This is a genomic window from Streptomyces sp. SAJ15 (genome assembly GCF_007595705.1).
Classification (GTDB): Bacteria; Actinomycetota; Actinomycetes; order Streptomycetales; family Streptomycetaceae; genus Streptomyces.
Map to the genome: position 1 here is coordinate 40,666 of NZ_NISY01000014.1, position 15,197 is coordinate 55,862.

General features: G+C 72.6%; 17 protein-coding genes. 11 read left to right on the plus strand and 6 right to left on the minus strand.

Features of this window, described 5'->3' with window-relative positions:
* Positions 1 to 35: 35 nt before the first annotated feature.
* Together CD790_RS28010 and CD790_RS28015 are read right to left on the minus strand one after the other, a co-directional pair.
* Positions 36 to 1,046, minus strand: coding sequence for an SRPBCC family protein (locus tag CD790_RS28010; RefSeq protein WP_144386160.1), 1,011 nt, complete (start codon positions 1,044 to 1,046; stop codon positions 36 to 38).
* 3 nt (positions 1,047 to 1,049) lie between these two features.
* A complete protein-coding gene (locus CD790_RS28015; RefSeq protein ID WP_144386161.1) occupies positions 1,050 to 2,123 on the minus strand; it encodes a histone H1-like repetitive region-containing protein in 1,074 nt (357 codons plus the stop codon).
* A 361-nt stretch (positions 2,124 to 2,484) separates the two neighbouring features.
* Here CD790_RS28015 and CD790_RS28020 point away from each other — a divergent pair, with 361 nt between their 5' ends.
* Genes CD790_RS28020 through gvpK form a run of 8 tightly spaced genes read left to right on the plus strand, consistent with a single transcriptional unit; the run spans position 2,485 to position 6,581 of the window.
* Positions 2,485 to 2,742 carry a gas vesicle protein gene (locus tag CD790_RS28020; RefSeq protein WP_399218338.1) on the plus strand — a complete coding sequence of 86 codons (258 nt, stop codon included), beginning with the start codon at positions 2,485 to 2,487 and terminating at the stop codon, positions 2,740 to 2,742.
* A 46-nt stretch (positions 2,743 to 2,788) separates the two neighbouring features.
* Entirely contained in the window at positions 2,789 to 3,271 is a 483-nt protein-coding gene (gene gvpJ, locus CD790_RS28025; protein ID WP_186319277.1) for a gas vesicle protein GvpJ, read from the plus strand.
* A gap of 3 nt (positions 3,272 to 3,274) precedes the next feature.
* Positions 3,275 to 3,988 carry a GvpL/GvpF family gas vesicle protein gene (locus CD790_RS28030; protein ID WP_144386163.1) on the plus strand — a complete coding sequence of 238 codons (714 nt, stop codon included), beginning with the start codon at positions 3,275 to 3,277 and terminating at the stop codon, positions 3,986 to 3,988.
* Positions 3,989 to 3,998: 10 nt separating this feature from the next.
* Positions 3,999 to 4,274, plus strand: a complete 276-nt coding sequence (locus CD790_RS28035) for a gas vesicle protein GvpG (protein ID WP_144386164.1) — start codon at positions 3,999 to 4,001, stop codon at positions 4,272 to 4,274.
* Positions 4,271 to 4,900, plus strand: a complete 630-nt coding sequence (locus CD790_RS37015) for a gas vesicle protein (RefSeq protein WP_399218341.1) — start codon at positions 4,271 to 4,273, stop codon at positions 4,898 to 4,900. Before CD790_RS28035 ends, CD790_RS37015 begins: the two co-directional genes overlap by 4 nt.
* Positions 4,893 to 5,753 (plus strand): GvpL/GvpF family gas vesicle protein, encoded by an 861-nt coding sequence (locus tag CD790_RS28045; RefSeq protein ID WP_144386165.1) that lies wholly within the window; start codon positions 4,893 to 4,895, stop codon positions 5,751 to 5,753. Before CD790_RS37015 ends, CD790_RS28045 begins: the two co-directional genes overlap by 8 nt.
* Complete coding sequence (locus CD790_RS28050; protein WP_399218343.1) at positions 5,750 to 6,079, plus strand: gas vesicle protein; 330 nt, start codon at positions 5,750 to 5,752, stop codon at positions 6,077 to 6,079. Before CD790_RS28045 ends, CD790_RS28050 begins: the two co-directional genes overlap by 4 nt.
* A complete protein-coding gene (gene gvpK, locus CD790_RS28055; RefSeq protein WP_144386166.1) occupies positions 6,069 to 6,581 on the plus strand; it encodes a gas vesicle protein K in 513 nt (170 codons plus the stop codon). The genes CD790_RS28050 and gvpK overlap by 11 nt, the downstream gene beginning before the upstream one ends.
* A gap of 53 nt (positions 6,582 to 6,634) precedes the next feature.
* Here the strand turns inward: gvpK and CD790_RS28060 are convergent, their stop codons facing one another.
* The 4 genes from CD790_RS28060 to CD790_RS28075 form a co-directional block, all read right to left on the minus strand.
* Positions 6,635 to 7,177 carry a DUF3995 domain-containing protein gene (locus tag CD790_RS28060; RefSeq protein WP_144386167.1) on the minus strand — a complete coding sequence of 181 codons (543 nt, stop codon included), beginning with the start codon at positions 7,175 to 7,177 and terminating at the stop codon, positions 6,635 to 6,637.
* A 186-nt stretch (positions 7,178 to 7,363) separates the two neighbouring features.
* On the minus strand, positions 7,364 to 9,553 hold the full coding sequence (gene helR / locus CD790_RS28065; RefSeq protein ID WP_144386168.1) for an RNA polymerase recycling motor ATPase HelR: 2,190 nt from the start codon (positions 9,551 to 9,553) through the stop codon (positions 7,364 to 7,366).
* A gap of 53 nt (positions 9,554 to 9,606) precedes the next feature.
* Positions 9,607 to 10,812, minus strand: a complete 1,206-nt coding sequence (locus CD790_RS28070; protein WP_222108315.1) for a glycosyltransferase — start codon at positions 10,810 to 10,812, stop codon at positions 9,607 to 9,609.
* Positions 10,813 to 11,064: 252 nt separating this feature from the next.
* Positions 11,065 to 12,222, minus strand: coding sequence for an alpha-hydroxy acid oxidase (locus CD790_RS28075; RefSeq protein ID WP_260867941.1), 1,158 nt, complete (start codon positions 12,220 to 12,222; stop codon positions 11,065 to 11,067).
* 184 nt (positions 12,223 to 12,406) lie between these two features.
* Here CD790_RS28075 and CD790_RS28080 point away from each other — a divergent pair, with 184 nt between their 5' ends.
* From CD790_RS28080 to CD790_RS28090, 3 genes are all read left to right on the plus strand, one after another.
* Complete coding sequence (locus CD790_RS28080; RefSeq protein ID WP_186319278.1) at positions 12,407 to 13,210, plus strand: HEAT repeat domain-containing protein; 804 nt, start codon at positions 12,407 to 12,409, stop codon at positions 13,208 to 13,210.
* 161 nt (positions 13,211 to 13,371) lie between these two features.
* Complete coding sequence (locus tag CD790_RS28085) at positions 13,372 to 13,971, plus strand: 2'-5' RNA ligase family protein (RefSeq protein WP_144386170.1); 600 nt, start codon at positions 13,372 to 13,374, stop codon at positions 13,969 to 13,971.
* Between the two features lie 219 nt (positions 13,972 to 14,190).
* Positions 14,191 to 15,075, plus strand: a complete 885-nt coding sequence (locus tag CD790_RS28090; protein WP_144386171.1) for a universal stress protein — start codon at positions 14,191 to 14,193, stop codon at positions 15,073 to 15,075.
* Positions 15,076 to 15,197: the final 122 nt, after the last annotated feature.

Here is a 15,197-nt window from a genome sequence, read left to right on the forward strand (position 1 = left end):
ATATGCCGGTGTACCCGGTGCGACTCGCGGCATCGTCAGGCTTCGCGGGCGTATTCGCCGTCCTCTTCGTACTCCTCCTCGTCCTCGTACCGGTCGCCCTCGCCCTCGCTCTCGTCCTCGGCCCACGACTCCTCGTCTTCGGGTGCTTCCTCCTCCTCCCACTCCTCGCCCTCTTCCTCCTCGCCCTCTGCCTCCTCGTCGCCGCGCCCGGTCTCCTGCTCCTCGGCTTCCTCTGCCTCTTCCTCTTCCATCGCCTCTTCGTGGGTGCGCACCACTTCGCCGTCCCGGATCTCTCCTCGCCATCCCTCCGGCTCCTCGTCGGTCAGGCTGACGTAGCGCTGGAAGTGCTTGAAGTCCAGGCGCAGGCGACGGCCCTGGGCGCGCCAGAGGTTGCCGGTCTTCTCGAAGAACCCGGAGGGGTAGTACTCGACGACGAGGACGATGCGTGTGAGATCCGCGGTGAGCTCATGGAAGCTGACGCAGCCTCGCGTGGATCCCTTGCCCCCCTCGGAGGTCCACACGATGCGCTCGTCCGGCACCTGCTCCTGGACGGTGGCCTTCCAACCGCGGGTCGAGGGGCCGACCTTCACCTTCCAGTCGCTGGTGCCCTCGTCGTTCTTGGAGACGCTGCGCACGCCCTTGGTGAAGCTGCTGAACCGCTCGTACTGGGTCCAGTGGTCGTAGGCGAAGCGGACCGGCACCCCGACGTCGAGCACTTCGACGATGTTCGTCACCTTGGGGGTCCCGGACTTACGTCCGCCTCCGCCGCCGAAGGTCTCCTTGGCCTTCTCCACCAGGTTGTCCTTGACGTCCTTCGCCTTCGCGCTCACCAGGGCTTTGACGGGCGACTCCCCCTGGAGGATCCGGGGTAGCGCCCCACCGGTGTCGGCGATGTCGAAGAGCTGGTCGGTGACGCCCGTGAGCTTGTCTCCGGCGCGCTCCGCGAGGTTCTCCACCTGAGCCCCGAGGTACCTCCCCAACTCCTCGCGCAAAAGGTCGAAGCCCGAGGCTTCCCCGTTGCCAGTGTCGCGTCCTGTCCTGGCCATGGTCTACCTCCGCCGCGCGGTCGTCTTCTTCGCCGGAGCCTTCTTGGCTGTCGTCTTCTTGGCCGTCGCCCGCTTCGCGGTGGTCTTCCCGGGGGCGGTCTTCTTGGCCGAGGTCTTCCGTCCTGTCGTCTTCTTCGCGGCGGCTTTCTCCGCGGTCGTCTTCTTAGCCGCTGTCTTCTTAGCGGTCGCCTTTTTAGCGGTCGTCTTCTTCGCCGGGGCCTTCGCGGCCGCCTTCTTCTCGGCGGTCTTCTTGGCCGTCGTCTTCTTCGCGGCGGTCTTCTCCGCCGGTGCCTTCTTCGCGGCGGTCTTCTTCGCCGGAGCCTTCTTGGCTGTCGTCTTCTTGGCCGGGGCCTTCTTCGCGGTGGCCTTCTTGGGCGGGGCCTTCTTGGCCGGCGGTGCCTTCTTCGCCGTCTTCCGCGGTGCCGTCCGCTTCCGCGGTGCCTTCTCTTCAGCGGGCTTCCTCGCGGCCGGGGCCTTCTTGGCGGGCCGACGCCGCTCTCGCCGAGGCTCCTCCCTCTCTTCCTCTTCCTCCTCCTCGGGCTCTTCTTCCTCTTCCTCGGGCTCCTCTTCCCTGGGCTCTTCCTCCTCCTCTTCCTCTTCTTCCTCCTCCTCGGGCTCCTCCTCCGGTTCTTCCTCTCCTCGCTCCTCTTCCTCCGGCTCCTCTTCCTCCTCGTACTCCTCTTCGGGTTCCTCTTCCTCGTACTCCTCTTCCGGCTCCTCGGCCTCCTCGGGTTCCTCTTCTTCCTCCTCGGCCTCCTCGCCTTCCTTGCCTATGCGCTGAGTTCGGTCGCGGAGCACTTCGGCCAGCTCGCCCAGCTTGCGATCGGTGGCCGCTGCCACCGCCTGCCGGCCGGCATCCATCAGTTCACCGCGTACCTGGTCCTGTAGACCGGCGACCTGCGGCACGTCCTTCAGCTTGCGAAGTCCCTCGGTGACCAGTTGCTGCGGTTGCAGACCGAACCGACGGCCGGCGATGTACGTCGCCACGCTGAAGGCGAGCCGTCCCTTTTTCGCCCGGCCGAGCAGGTACCCGCCGGCCACCGCGGCCGCGAGGGCGATCTTTGCTGAGTCGTTCATCGTGGTCCCTTCGGCTGGCTGGGGTCGCGCGAATTTCCGGACAGTGAGCATTTCAAGTCTGTGCCGCCCATGGCCCGCGCGCATACGCAGGACGCCGTGGACACCGTGCGTCATCGGGCGCATCCATGCGGCTACACATTTCGCCATGTTCCGCGGGGATGTGCCTATGCTGAGAAAGGCAGTGAGGAAAGTCGATCGGAAATTCCTGCCGGTCCGGAGAGAGGAAATGTCGGCAGCCAGGGGAGAACACGCGGATGACGACAGGCGCGCGTCCACGAGTGGTACCGCCGGACATCGGTCCGGTGGCACTCGGGGGAGTGCGCGTCGGGCGGAGCAGCCCGCGCGTCGTGCCGAACACAGGGTGTCGACGGGCGCGGCCATGCGGGCCGCGACCGCACAGCTGCGGGAGCTGCTCGGACGTTCCCCCGACTCGGTCTCGGCCCTCAAGCCCACCGACGAGGGCTGGGAGGCCACCGTGGAGGTCGTCGAGGTGGAGCGCGTCCCCGACACCACCAGCGTGATGGCCAGCTACCGGGTGAGCCTGGACGAGAGCGGGGATCTGGTCGCCTACGAGCGGACCCGGCGCTACACCCGTGGACAGATAGACCGACGCACCTAGCAACGGCAGCCGCCGACACGGCGGTTGGGCGTCGAAGGGAGACACCATGACCGTGGTGCCGCAAGGCGGAGGCGGCGGCGTGATCCAGGGCGGTGCCACTGGAAGCCTCTACGACATCTTGGATCTGATTCTCGACCGGGGACTCGTCATCGACGTCTTCGCGCGCGTGTCGCTCGTCGGTATCGAGATCCTGAAAATCGACGCTCGGGTCGTGGTGGCCAGTGTGGACACCTATCTCCGGTTCGCGGAGGCGTGCAACCGGCTCGACCTCGAAACCGGCCGCAAGGCGCCGACACAGCTGACGGACATCGTCGGCGAGGTGACCGAGAGCGGCTCCGAGGGCAAGGTCAAGGGCGCGCTGACGGGTGCGGTGGAGTCGGTGGCGGACACCCTGAGCGGCGGCCGGAAGGGCCACGACGAGGAGGAGAAGGAGAAGGTCAGGAAGCGGGCGGACCGGGATGACGAGGACGGCGAAGCGAGGCGACGGCACCCCACGCGGCGGACCTCGCGCCGCGAGAGGGAGGAGTGAGCCGTGGCCGTCTACATCTACTCCATCACCGGTGAGGACCATCCGCTGCGCCTCGACGACCTCAAGGGTGTCGGTGATCCCCCCGGCCGCCCGCGCGCGATCAGCGCGGGACGACTGTGCGCGGTGGTCAGCGACGCCCCTGAGGACCTGCGCCCCAGGCGGCGTGACCTGAGCGCCCACCAGGAGGTGCAGGACCGGCTGATGACCGACGGCACGGTCCTGCCGCTGCGCTTCGGACTCACCGCGCCGGACGACGACGCCGTACGGGCCGCGCTGGAGGAACGGGCCGAGGAGTACGAGACGCGGTTGCGGGACTTGGAGGGGTGTGCCGAGTACCACCTGAGGGTGTCCCAGGACGAGGACGCCCTGCTCCGCGAGATCCTCGAGGACTCGGACGAGGCCCGGGAGCTCAACGAGGCGATCCGCAGCGGAGAGGCCGGCCCGGGCGCCCCCCTGGCGCTCGGCGAACTGGTGGCCCGGGAGGTCGAGGCGCGCCATGGCGCGCTGGCCGCCGGCGTGGTCGAGGCGCTCCGTCCGTTCTCCCGGGAGGAGAGCTCCTCCTCGCCCACCGGGGACGACCTGCTCTCCATCTCCTTCCTGGTGGAGCGCGACAAGGAAGAGCTGTTCCTCACGGCGCAGTTGAGCCTGGCGAACCAGCTCGGGGACGACTTCTCCCTCCGGCTGCGGGGCCCGCTGCCTCCGTACAGCTTCGTCTGAAGGAGCTCTTGTGGGTGTCATCACTCAGCTTCTCACCCTCCCGCTGGCCCCGGTGCGGGGAGTGGCCTGGGTGATGGGCCGCGTCGTGGACGCGGCGGAGGCGCAGTACTACGACCCCGCACCGGCGGAGGAGGAACTCGCCCGCCTGGAGAAGGCCCTCCTGGCCGGGGAGATCGACGAGGAGACCTTCGAGCGGCGTGAGGACGAACTCCTGGACTGGCTGGAGGAGGTCAGGGCGTACTGGCGAGGGGCGCCGCCTGAGCGGGAGTCGAGGTGGCCGCCGTGACCGAACCCCTCGCCGGCCGATCCGGCGCCCTCCCGTCCCGGGCCACCCCGCAGTACGGCCAGCCGGCCTATGGCCAGGGCAGCTCGGCGAACCTCGCCGACATCCTGGAGCGGGTGCTCGACAAGGGCATCGTCATCGCCGGCGACATCCAGATCAACCTGCTCGACATCGAACTCCTCACCATCAAACTGCGGTTGCTGGTCGCCTCCGTCGACAAGGCGAAGGAGATGGGCATCGACTGGTGGGAACACGACCCCTCACTGTCCTCCCGCGCGCCCAGGGACGACCACGCACTGGCCGACGAGAACAAGCGGCTGCGTGCGGAGCTCGACGCCCTGCGGAGGAGCGCGGCGCTTCCGCCGGCGGACGCGGACGTCCCCGCGGCGGCCGCCGCGGTCGAGGCGGACAGGGACGAGGAGGAGACGGCCGTGCCACGGAGGAAGTCCACCACGGCCCGGGAACCGGCCTCCAGGTCCCCGGCCAGGAAGACCGCCTCGCCGCGCAGAACGACGGTGAGTGGGAAGACGGCCTCGGAACGCAGGACGACCTCGACGCGGAAGACCACCGGGCGGACGTCGTCCAGGCCGCGCCGGCGCACCGGGACGGACCACGGGGACGATGACTGACACCGTCACCTACGCCTACGCCGTGGCCCGAAACACCGAAGGGCTGAGCGGGGCGCTGTCCGAGGTCGAGGGTGTCGTCGGGGCCCCGGTCCGCCTGACACGGGCCCCGGGAGACGACGAACTGGTGGCGGCGGTCAGCCCGGTGCCGGCCCGGGACTTCAGCGAGGAGGCGTTGAAGCGGCATCTGGAGGACCTGGCCTGGCTGGAGGCGGTCGCCCGGGCGCACCACGCGGTGGTCGAGGCGCTGGCCGCCCGGACCTCGGTGCTGCCGTTGCGGCTGGCGACGGTGTACCTCGACGACGTCCGCGTGGCCGAGGTGCTCGACGCGGGACGCGCTGCCTTCCTGGAGCAGCTGTCCCGGCTGGCCGCGCACGTCGAGTGGGGGGTGAAGGTGTACGTCGATCCGTCGGCGGACGCCGCCGCGGCCGCGGAGCCCGAAGCCGCGGGCGGCCTCAGCCCCGGCCGCGCCTATCTGCGTGGCCGGAGCGCGCAACGACGCTCGCGCGAGGAGAGCTTCCGGGCGGCGCGGCAGGCGGCCGAGCGGGTCGAGGAGGTCGGGAGGAGGCACGCCGCCGACCGGACGCGGCACCGCGCCCAGCAGGGCGAGCTGGCCGGCGGCCCGGGGGTGAACGTGGTGAACGACGCCTACCTCGTGGCGCGTGACCGCGCGGAGCGGTTCCGCACCGAGGTGGAGCGGGCGGCCGAGGGACTCCCCGGCGTCCGGGTCGAGCTCACCGGACCCTGGGCCCCGTACTCGTTCGCCGCGCCGCCGGCCGCGGAGGAGCCCCCCAGCGAGGAGCTCCCCGGCGAGGAGCTTCCCGAGGAGCTTCCCGGCGAGGAGGCGGCTCCGTGAACGGCGCTCCGCGGAACCGCCCTCCGGCGCCGTCCCATGTCGAGTTCGGGACCGCCGAGCCGGGTACCACCGGGTCCGGGGCCACCAGCGGGCGGCCCGCCGGCCCCGTGGCCTCCGAACCGCTGCCCGAGCGCCAGGTCGCCCTGATCGACCTGCTGGACCGGCTGCTCAGCGGCGGTGCCGTGATCACCGGAGATGTGGTGCTCTCCGTGGCCGACATCGATCTGGTACGGATCTCGCTGCGCGCCCTGATCGTCTCCATCGGCCCGAAGACCCCGTCCCCCTGGAGCGGAACCGTGTCACCGCGAGGACGCCATGACGGCTGACCGCGACGACCACGCCACCCGCCCACCCGGCCGGGAGAACGGCAGGAGCCACACCGCCCAAGGCGGCGACACGGGTCCGCCCCGCCGGGCGGGCGGCCCCACCGACCCGCCCAGCCCCGGAGAGCGCCTGGACGAGGTGGCCGAGGCCGCGGCCCGCGCCTTCCGGTTGCTGCCTGCCGCGCCCCAGGACGTCCCGGCCGCCGGCTCCGACCCGGACCGCGGCCGTGCCCGCCGGATCACCACCGACCCCGACACGGTCGAACGGGACCTGATCAGGCTCGTCCTCACCCTGGTCGAGCTTCTGCGACAGCTCATGGAGCGCCAGGCCCTCCACCGGGTCGACCAGGGCGACCTGACCGAGGAGCAGGAGGAGCGCCTGGGGATGACGCTGATGGTGCTGCACGACCGCATGGCCGACCTGTGCTCCCGCTACGGCCTGACCATGCAGGACCTCAATCTCGACCTCGGCCCCCTGGGCCCCCTGCTGCCGCCCTCCGACTGACCCTTTACGCCCGTACGTCCGTTCGTCACGGGATGGAGCCCCGCGCGGCGGCCCTAGCCGACCTTCGGCTCCGCGTCGGTGGAGCTCCGCCTCCGGGGTCGGTGGAAGCCGTGCAGCGCGGCGGTGAACAGCGCGCCGCCGAGGAGGAAGTACAGGTCGACGGCGCGCATGGACCACATCGTGTAGGCGGACGGGTCCGGGTCTCCGTACACCTGCTCAAGCGACAGTCCGCTCAGGCCGTGCGTCAGCACACCGGTCGTGCGCAGCAGGTCGTCGATCACGCCGATCCCGCCCCGCGCGAGCAGCAGGGCCGCCGCGGTCCACGCCGCGGTGAGCAGCATCCACCGGGGCAGGAGCGAGCGTCCCGCGCCGCGGCCCAGTTCCCTGGCGACACCGGCCCCGACCAGGCACATCACCGCCACGACCAGGTAGACGAGGAATCCCCCGGAGACGCCCTGCTCCGAGACGCTACCGTCCCCCAGCCCGAAGCCGCCGCCCAGCGCCCAGTAGACATGGAAGGCGGCGAAGACCACGGCCCAGAGCGCGGCGGCCGCCGCGGCCGCCGCCGGCTCCCTCGGAGGTGTCGATGTGTCCATGACGCCAGTCTTCCGCCGGCGCTCTCGCCGCACATCGACCCGGGGCGGGAACCGCGGACCGTCGACTACCCCGTGCGGAGGAGAGGTGATCGGCCTCCCGGCTGACCGACCCTCCCGGCCGACCGACCCTCCCGGCTGACCGGCCGACGCCTCGGACGGGAGCGGGCGTTCGTCCGGCCGACGGCGTCAGGAGCCGGTGAGGATGACCAGTTGCCGGGTCGCTCGGGTCATCGCGACATAGCGGTCGACCGCTCCTTCGACGCCCGTGCCGAACGTCTCCGGGTCGATGAGGACGACCAGGTCGAACTCGAGCCCCTTCGACAGCTGCGGGGTCAGCGACCGGACGCGGGACGTCGACCGGAACGTGGGATCGCCGATGACGCAGGCGGTCCCCTCGGCGTGCGCCGCGAGCCAGGTGTCCAGGACGGAGTTCAGATCCGCGGTGGATCCGTGGACGACGGGGACGTCGCCGCGGCGGATGGAGGTCGGCACGTTGGCGTCCGGGAGCGCGGCCCGGATGACGGGCTCGGCCTCCGCCATGATTTCCTCCGGCGTCCGGTAGTTGATGCTCAGCGAGGCCAGGTTGATCCGGTCGAGCCCGATCCGCTCCAGCCGTTCCCGCCACGACTCGGTGAACCCGTGCCGGGCCTGGGCGCGGTCACCGACGATGGTGAAGCTCCGGGAGGGGCACCGCAGCAGCAGCATCTGCCACTCCGCGTCGGTCAGTTCCTGAGCCTCGTCCACGACGATGTGCGCGAACGGGCCACGGAGCAGGTCCGGGTCGGTCGGCGGCAGTTCCGCCTCGTCGACCAGGCTGACCTGGGCGTCCTGGCCGCGCAGCATCGTCACCAGGCCCTCGCCGTCGTCACCGTCGGCGCCGGAGTCGGCCGCGGCCTCGATCAGGTTGTCGACGACCTGCGTCATGCGCTCGCGCTGGGCGGCGAGGATCGCCTGGTGCCGGCGCCCGCGGCGGGCCGCCTCCGGGTCGCCGAGCCGCTGTCGTGCCGCGTCCAGGAGCGGCAGGTCGGACACCGTCCATGCCTGGGCGTCCGCGCGCTGCAGCCTCCGAACGTCCTCGCGGTCGAGCCAGGGAGCGCACAGCCGCAGGTAGGCGGGGACCGACCACAGGTCTCCGACGAGGTCGGCCGCTTCGAGCAGCGGCCACGCCCGGTTGAAGGCCGTGAGCAGCTCCCTGTTCCGCGTCAGCGATCTGCGGAGCAGATCGACCGAGACCTCGCCGTCGTCCGCCGTGGCATCGTCCTCGTGCTTGTCCACCAGGATGGTGAGCAGCTCCTCCCAGACCTGGTCGCGCGCCTCGTTGTGCGGAGTACCGGGTTCTGCCGCTGCGAACGCCGCGGCCCAGTCGTCGGCGGTCAGCCGGATGTCGGACCAGTGGGTCGTGATCGTCATCCGTTCGGTGGGCGGCTCCTCGTAGAACCTGACGGCCGTCTCGATCGCCTTCACCATGTCCGCGGACGACTTCAGCCGGGCCACCTCCGGGTCGGCCTCGATCACCGCCGTGGCTCCCTCGGGGACGAGGTCCCGCAGGGTGCAGGTCCGCACACCCTCCTCTCCGAGGCTGGGGAGGACGTCGGCGACGTAGCCCAGATAGGGCTGGTGCGGACCGACGAACAGCACGCCGCCCCGGCGGTTACCGAGACGGGGGTCGGAGTAGAGGAGGTAGGCGGAGCGGTGCAGGGCGACGACGGTCTTCCCCGTCCCCGGGCCGCCGTCGACGACGAGGGCGCCGCGGGACCCCGCGCGGATGACGGCGTCCTGGTCGGCCTGGATGGTGCCGAGCACGTCTCGCATCCGTGGCGACCGGCTGCCGCTCAGGCTGGCGATGAAGGCCGACTGGTCGTCGAGCGCGGCGTGCCCGACAAACCCGTCCGAGGTGAACACCTCGTCCCAGTAGTCGCTGATCCGGCCGCGGGCCCAGCGGTACCTGCGGCGGCTCGCCAGGCCCATCGGGTGGGCGTGGGTGGCTCCGAAGAACGGTTCAGCCGCGGGGGAGCGCCAGTCGAGCAGCAGCCGACGACCCGCGCTGTCCGTGAGGCCGAGGCGACCGACGTACAGGGGCTCGGGATCGTCCGCGCCGACCATGCGCCCGAGGCACAGATCCAGACCGAAGCGACGCAGCGTGCGCAGACGAGCGGTCAACCGGTGGATCTCCGCGTCCCGGTCCATCGCCTGCCGGCCTGTGCCGCCGGGCGCCCTGCGCGCGGCGTCGAGGCGGTCGGACAGTTCGGCGATCGACTGCTCCAGGCACTCCGCGATGGCCGCGAAGTGCCGCTCGTCGCCGGCGATCAGCGTGGGGTCGGCCTTGGGGGAGAGGCGGTCGGAAAGATCGAAAACGCTGGTGGTCAGGGAGTTCACGTCAACAGCTCCGAATCTACGGCGAATACGGCGGTCGCTTGGGAGGTTCCGGCTCAGCCGGCCATGTCGAGGAGCAGCCTCGCGGCCACCGCCGCCCCGTCGGTCCGGATCGTGCCGCCCACGGCGCGCGCTCGTGCGCCGGCCTCGGGGGCCAGGGCCGTCCCGAGGGCGGCCGACAGGGAGTCGAAGGTCGGGGTCGGACCGTCGTGCGCCGCGCCGATGCCCAGGCCGGCCACCCGGCCGGCCCAGTACGGCTGGTCCGTCGCCTGGGGCACCACCACCTGAGGCACGCCGGCCCGGGTGGCCGTGGTCGTGGTGCCCGCGCCGCCGTGGTGCACGACGGCGGCCATCCGACCGAACAGCGCCTGCTGGTTGACCTCGCCGACGACGAAGCAGTCGTCCCGGCCGTCGGTGAGGGCCAGGTCGGCCCAGCCGCGGGCCACGACCGCGCGGCGGCCCCGCGCGCGGACCGCCTCGACGGCCACCTGGGCCACGTCCGTCGACGCGTGCATGGGCATGCTGCCGAAGCCCACGTACACCGGCGGCGCGCCCGCGTCCAGGAACGCCACCAGCTCGGCCGGGAGCGGGCGTTCGTCGGGCAGGATCCACGCGCCGGTCTGGACGACGTCGAGGTCCGGCGTCCTCCGCCACGGGTCCAGGACCGGGTCCGTCGCCAGCCACGGTCGGTCGCCGATGACGTGGTCGCGGACGGAGTCCACCGGCGGCAGGCCCACCGACTCCCGGTTCGTGTTGAGCGCCTCGCCGAACAGCGCGTCGATGCTCTGGGCGTCCAGGTCCCACAGCACCCGGTTGTCGGTCACCCCCGGCGGGAACGGCCGGCCCGGATAGGCCAGCGGCGGGTGGTGCGGCGACGGCAGGGTCAGCTGCTGGAAGGTCACGGACACGGAGGGGACGCCCAGACTCTCGGCCACCGACCGCGCTCCCGCCGCGGCGGGCATCACGCCGGTCGCCACCACCACGTCGCAGCCCTCGGCCGCCGCGGTGACCGCGTCGAACTGACCGGCGATCAACTCGGCCGCGCGTCGCGGCAGGGACGACGGCGACGGCGCCGCCTTCGTCAGCGCGCGTGCCGACGGGCCGACCGCCACCAGCGGTACGCCGACACCCGCCAACCGCCGTGCGAAGTCCTCGTCCGGCGGCGCGCAGACCCGTACCTCCGCGCCGAGTTCCCGCAACCGCACCGCGAGTACGACCAGAGGTTCGACGTCCCCGCGCGACCCATACGTCGACAAGACCACACGCACTGAGCGACTCCCGATTTCCGCAGTTCCTGGCTGAGGCCGGCAATTCTGCGGGACGACGGGGGCCTTGCGGCAAGCCCCCCGTCGTGCTATACGTTTAACATGGCGAGGAGGAGTGGGTGATCCCCTCGCCTTTCGTCGTTCTCAGACCTCGTTCTCAGACCTCGTCACCCTCGTTCAGGACCCGACTGATCCGCTGGTCCGCTGTGGGGTCGACGGATCTGGGGCCCGGTCCTGTGGCCCGATCCACTAGAGCGGCTGGTACGGGGCGCGAGGCGCCGGGTGGAGCAGGTTCGCGTCCACGGAGGCGAGGTCGGGGCGGCCGCTGAGCGCCATGGCCGTCTCCAGCTCGGCGCGCAGGATCGACAGCACCTCGCGCGCCCCTTCGGCCCCCGACACGGCCAGACCCCACAGCACGGGGCGCCCCACCAGCACCGCGCGGGCCCCCAGTGCCAGGGCGACCAGCACATCCGAGCCGCGGCGGACGCCCCCGTCGACCAGGACCTCACAACGTCCCGCGACGGCGGCGACCACCTCGGGCAGCGCGTCGAGTGGGGTGACCGAGCCGTCCAGTTGGCGACCGCCGTGGTTGGACACCACGATCGCGGCGACCCCGAGCTCCGCGGCGCGCGCCGCGTCCTCGGCGGTCAGCACGCCCTTCAGAACGATCGGCAACCGGGTCAGCGAACCCAGCCAGGCCAGATCGTCCCAGGTGAGGGCGGGGTCGACGCGCTGCGCCACCCGCTCGCCCAGCTCGGCCGAAGGGCGCTCGGACGGGGCCTGGGGGAAGTTGGCCGCCACCAGACCCGGGGGCAGCGCGAAGGCGTTGCGCAGGTCCCGTACCCGGCGCCCCTGGACCGGGGCGTCCACGGTGACCACGAGCGCCCGGTACCCGGCCGCTTCGGCCCGTCTGACCAGGTCCTCGCTGGTGGCCCGGTCCCGGAAGACGTACAGCTGCAGCCACAGCGGTCCCCGCGCCACCCGGGCGATGTCCTCAAGTCGCGCGGTCGCGAAGGTACTGACTACCATCAGCGCGCCCACCTCTCCCGCGGCGCGGGCACAGGCCAGCTCCCCCTCGGCTGAGACCAGCCCCTGGAAGCCGGTCGGGGCGACGCCGACGGGCAGGGCGACCGGGGAGCCGAGCAGCGTGGTGCGCGGGTCGCAGCGGGAGACGTCGACGAGGACGCGCGGGCGGAGCCGGTAGCGACGGTACCCGGCCACGTTCTCGCGCAGGGTCGTCTCGTCGCCGCTGCCGCCGTCGACGTAGTCCCATGCCGAGGGCTCGACCAGCGGCCGCGCCGCGACGCGGTAGTCGTCCAACGTGACCAGACTCCGGCCGCGGGGGCCGGGAGACCGGTCCACGCTCCCGGCACCGGGGGCGGGAGACTCGTCCTCGTCCACAGACACGGCGCTCAGCCCACCAGCCCCAACGCCTGAAGGACAAGCCGGGTTTCGGACAGCCACGGCTCGGGCGGCGAGCGGGCCGGCGGAACGCCGAGAGTCGCCCGTCCGGCGCCAGGGCCGCCTTCAGCCCGTGGAGCCGCCCACACGCCCGTGGTGACCCCTGCCGTCGATCACTAGCATCCCGGCCATGGCGATGTTCGTGCACATGACGTCGGCGGCGAACGCGCCGCGCGTCCGGCGGTCCGGGATCCGCGCGGCCGGCAGCGGACAGGGCGGCGCGCGCGGCGTGTACTGCTTCCCGGTGCTGCCGTCGTACACCCTCACCCACCAATGGGTGCGTGAGCTGGCCCGGTTCGGCAGCCGGGGCGGGCTCGTGGCCGTCCACGTACGACTGGACGACGCCCAGCCCGTGCTGGTGGGGCACTACAGGGACCGAGCGCGGGGCACCCAGGCCGCGGTTTCGGCGGCGGAGGCGGTACGACGGGTCGCGGCGCTGGAGGACCCGCGCGGGTGGGAGGTGTTCGTGCCTCGGGCGATCCGGCACCGTGAGGTGCACCGGGTCCGCGCCGTGTCGCAGGTCGCGGGCTGGCGTTATCTGCCGGACGCGCACGGTACGCGCCCCTGCACCTGCTTCGGGTGCCGGGTGCGCGGCGGCTACGGGGCGCGGCGCCTGCGCGAGCGGTTGCCGCATCCGCTGGACGGTCCGCCGCCACCCGCCAGGGAGCTGCTCGCCAGGGTCGCGGCGGCCGGTGACCCCGGAGACGCCGCCGTGCTGCGGGAGGCTCTGCACTGGTTCGGAACGCGTCGACGGGGCCCGCTCGCCGCGTTGCGTCGGCTCGCCGCCCACCCGGACCCGACGGTGCGCGAGCAACTGGTCTGGGCGGTCGTCGGCTGGTCCACTCCCGGGGTCGGCGAGCTGCTGGACGATCTCGCCGAGGACCCGCACCCGGCCGTCCGGGAGGCGGCGGGGGACGCCCGGGAATCGCGGTGACCCCTGCCCGTCGCTCCTCCTCGTCGGCCGGCCGGGCACCGCGCTCAGCGCCGTCCCGGTCCGGCTCGCCACGGTGGTCGGCGGACTGCGGGGTGCCGGACTCCGGGGTGCCGGACGCCGCGCCGGTGGTGGCCGTCGGCGGCGGTCCGGACCATGGTGGTGTGGACGAGAATCCGGTTTTCGACGAGGCCGAGCCGACGGACGCGCTCGAGGTGGCGCCGACGGCCCGCACGGCGGTCGCGTGGCTGCCGCCACGGGAGCTCTGGCCGGCGATCCAGGACATCCGGTGGGAGCACGATCCGCAGGTACGGCGGTGGCCCCCGCATGTGAACCTGCTGTTCGGCTTCGTGCCGGAGGAGGAGTTCGCACGCGCGGTGCCCCTGCTCGCCGCCGGGGCGGCGGAGAGCGCGGCGTTCACCGTGCGCCTGTCCGGCGTGCGGTACTTCCGGCACCGGCATGACGCGACGGTGTGGCTCGATCCGGCCGCGGCGGGCCTGGCCCCGTGGACCCGTCTGCACCAGGCCCTGGGACTGCGGTTCCCGCTCTGCCACGGGCGCGGCGGCCGCTTCACCCCGCATCTGTCCCTTGGGCGCACCCGGGACCCGCGGCGTCTGGCCGCGGAGTGCGCCGCCCGGCTCGGCGCGCTGTCGGCCGTGGTCCAGGACGTGGTCCTCCTCTCCCGGCGCGGCGAGGGGCCCATGCGAGCCCGGGAAGTGATCACACTGGGCACGGGCGAGGTCCGCCGACCGCTGGATCACTAGTGGTCGAGCCCCGGGTTCCGGCCGTCGCACCGCGGGTAGGCGCGCCGTCGAAAGTGGGGCGTCACCGGTCCGGCCGGGGGAGGAGGCCGATCGGCCGGGAGAGGGCCGATCGGCCTCTGGGGCCGTGGCGCCGCACGCGGGAACCTGAAGTGGTGCGGCAACGGCGGCGGTCGTGGCCGTCACCCCGGAGTGGTAGGGATCTGAAGGAGGAGACATCCCATGACACGTCCCATCATCGTGGGTCTGGACGGATCGCCCGAGAGCCGGGCGGCCGCCGACTGGGCGGCCCGGGAGGCGCGGCGGCGCGAGGTGCCGGTGCGCCTGGTGTACGCGTGGACGGTGCCGCCCCAGCCGACCAGCGGGCCCCGGGCGGACGGCGCGGACGAGGCGGGCGACGAGCCGGCGCGCGGTCTCCTGGAGGAGACGCGGGTGGACCTGACGAGCCATCACCCCGGGGTGACGGTCTCCACCGAACGGGCCTCGCAGGAGCCGGTGCCCGCCCTCGTGGCACGGAGTGAGGGCGCGGAGATGGTGGTGCTCGGCTCCCGGGGACACGGCGCCGCGCTCGGATTCCTGCTCGGCTCCGTCGGCCTGCGGGTGCTCGCACAGGCCAAGGCGCCGGTCGTCCTGGTGCGCCGCCCGAGCGACGACGCCACGGGCGCGCCGGACCCGGAGGAGGTGGTGGTCGGCGTCCAGGACACGGCGGAGTCGGCTGGGCCGGTGCTGGAGTTCGCCTTCGCCACGGCGGCGGCGCGGCGGGCGCCGCTGCGCGCGGTGCGGGCCTGGAGCCTGCCGCCGGTATTCGCCTACAGCCCGCAGTCCCTGCGGCTCCTCGACGAGGCCGGCGGCCTCGAACCGTATGAGCGCGGCGCACTCGCGGAAGCGGTCCGGCCGTGGCGGGAGAAGTTCCCCGACGTCGCCGTCACCGAGCATGTGGAGATCGGCAGCGCGGCGGAGGTCCTGCTGGGCTCGGCCGCCCGCGCCGGGCTGCTGGTGGTCGGCCGGGGCACGCATCGACCCCCGCTCGTTCCGTATGTCGGTCATGTCGCCCACGCCGCCCTCCATCACGCGCGCTGCCCCGTCGCCGTCGTTCCGCACGGCTGACGCGCCGGGGCCGCCCGCCGTGTCACCGGGGCGGCCCGACGTCGCGGAAGGCCCGGCTCGTCGACGGCCCTCGCGGTTCGGCCGTCCTGATGTCGGCCGTCCCGGTGTCGGCCGTCCCGGTG

Bases quoted from the DNA above. Each gene is read 5' to 3' on its own strand.
- CD790_RS28080 (WP_186319278.1), top strand. From the start codon at position 12,407: ATGGCGATGTTCGTGCACATGACGTCGGCGGCGAACGCGCCGCGCGTC.
- CD790_RS28090 (WP_144386171.1), top strand. From the start codon at position 14,191: ATGACACGTCCCATCATCGTGGGTCTGGACGGATCGCCCGAGAGCCGG.
- CD790_RS28015 (WP_144386161.1), bottom strand. From the start codon at position 2,123: ATGAACGACTCAGCAAAGATCGCCCTCGCGGCCGCGGTGGCCGGCGGG.
- CD790_RS28010 (WP_144386160.1), bottom strand. From the start codon at position 1,046: ATGGCCAGGACAGGACGCGACACTGGCAACGGGGAAGCCTCGGGCTTC.
- gvpK (WP_144386166.1), top strand. From the start codon at position 6,069: ATGACGGCTGACCGCGACGACCACGCCACCCGCCCACCCGGCCGGGAG.
- gvpJ (WP_186319277.1), top strand. From the start codon at position 2,789: ATGACCGTGGTGCCGCAAGGCGGAGGCGGCGGCGTGATCCAGGGCGGT.
- CD790_RS28045 (WP_144386165.1), top strand. From the start codon at position 4,893: ATGACTGACACCGTCACCTACGCCTACGCCGTGGCCCGAAACACCGAA.
- CD790_RS28060 (WP_144386167.1), bottom strand. From the start codon at position 7,177: ATGGACACATCGACACCTCCGAGGGAGCCGGCGGCGGCCGCGGCGGCC.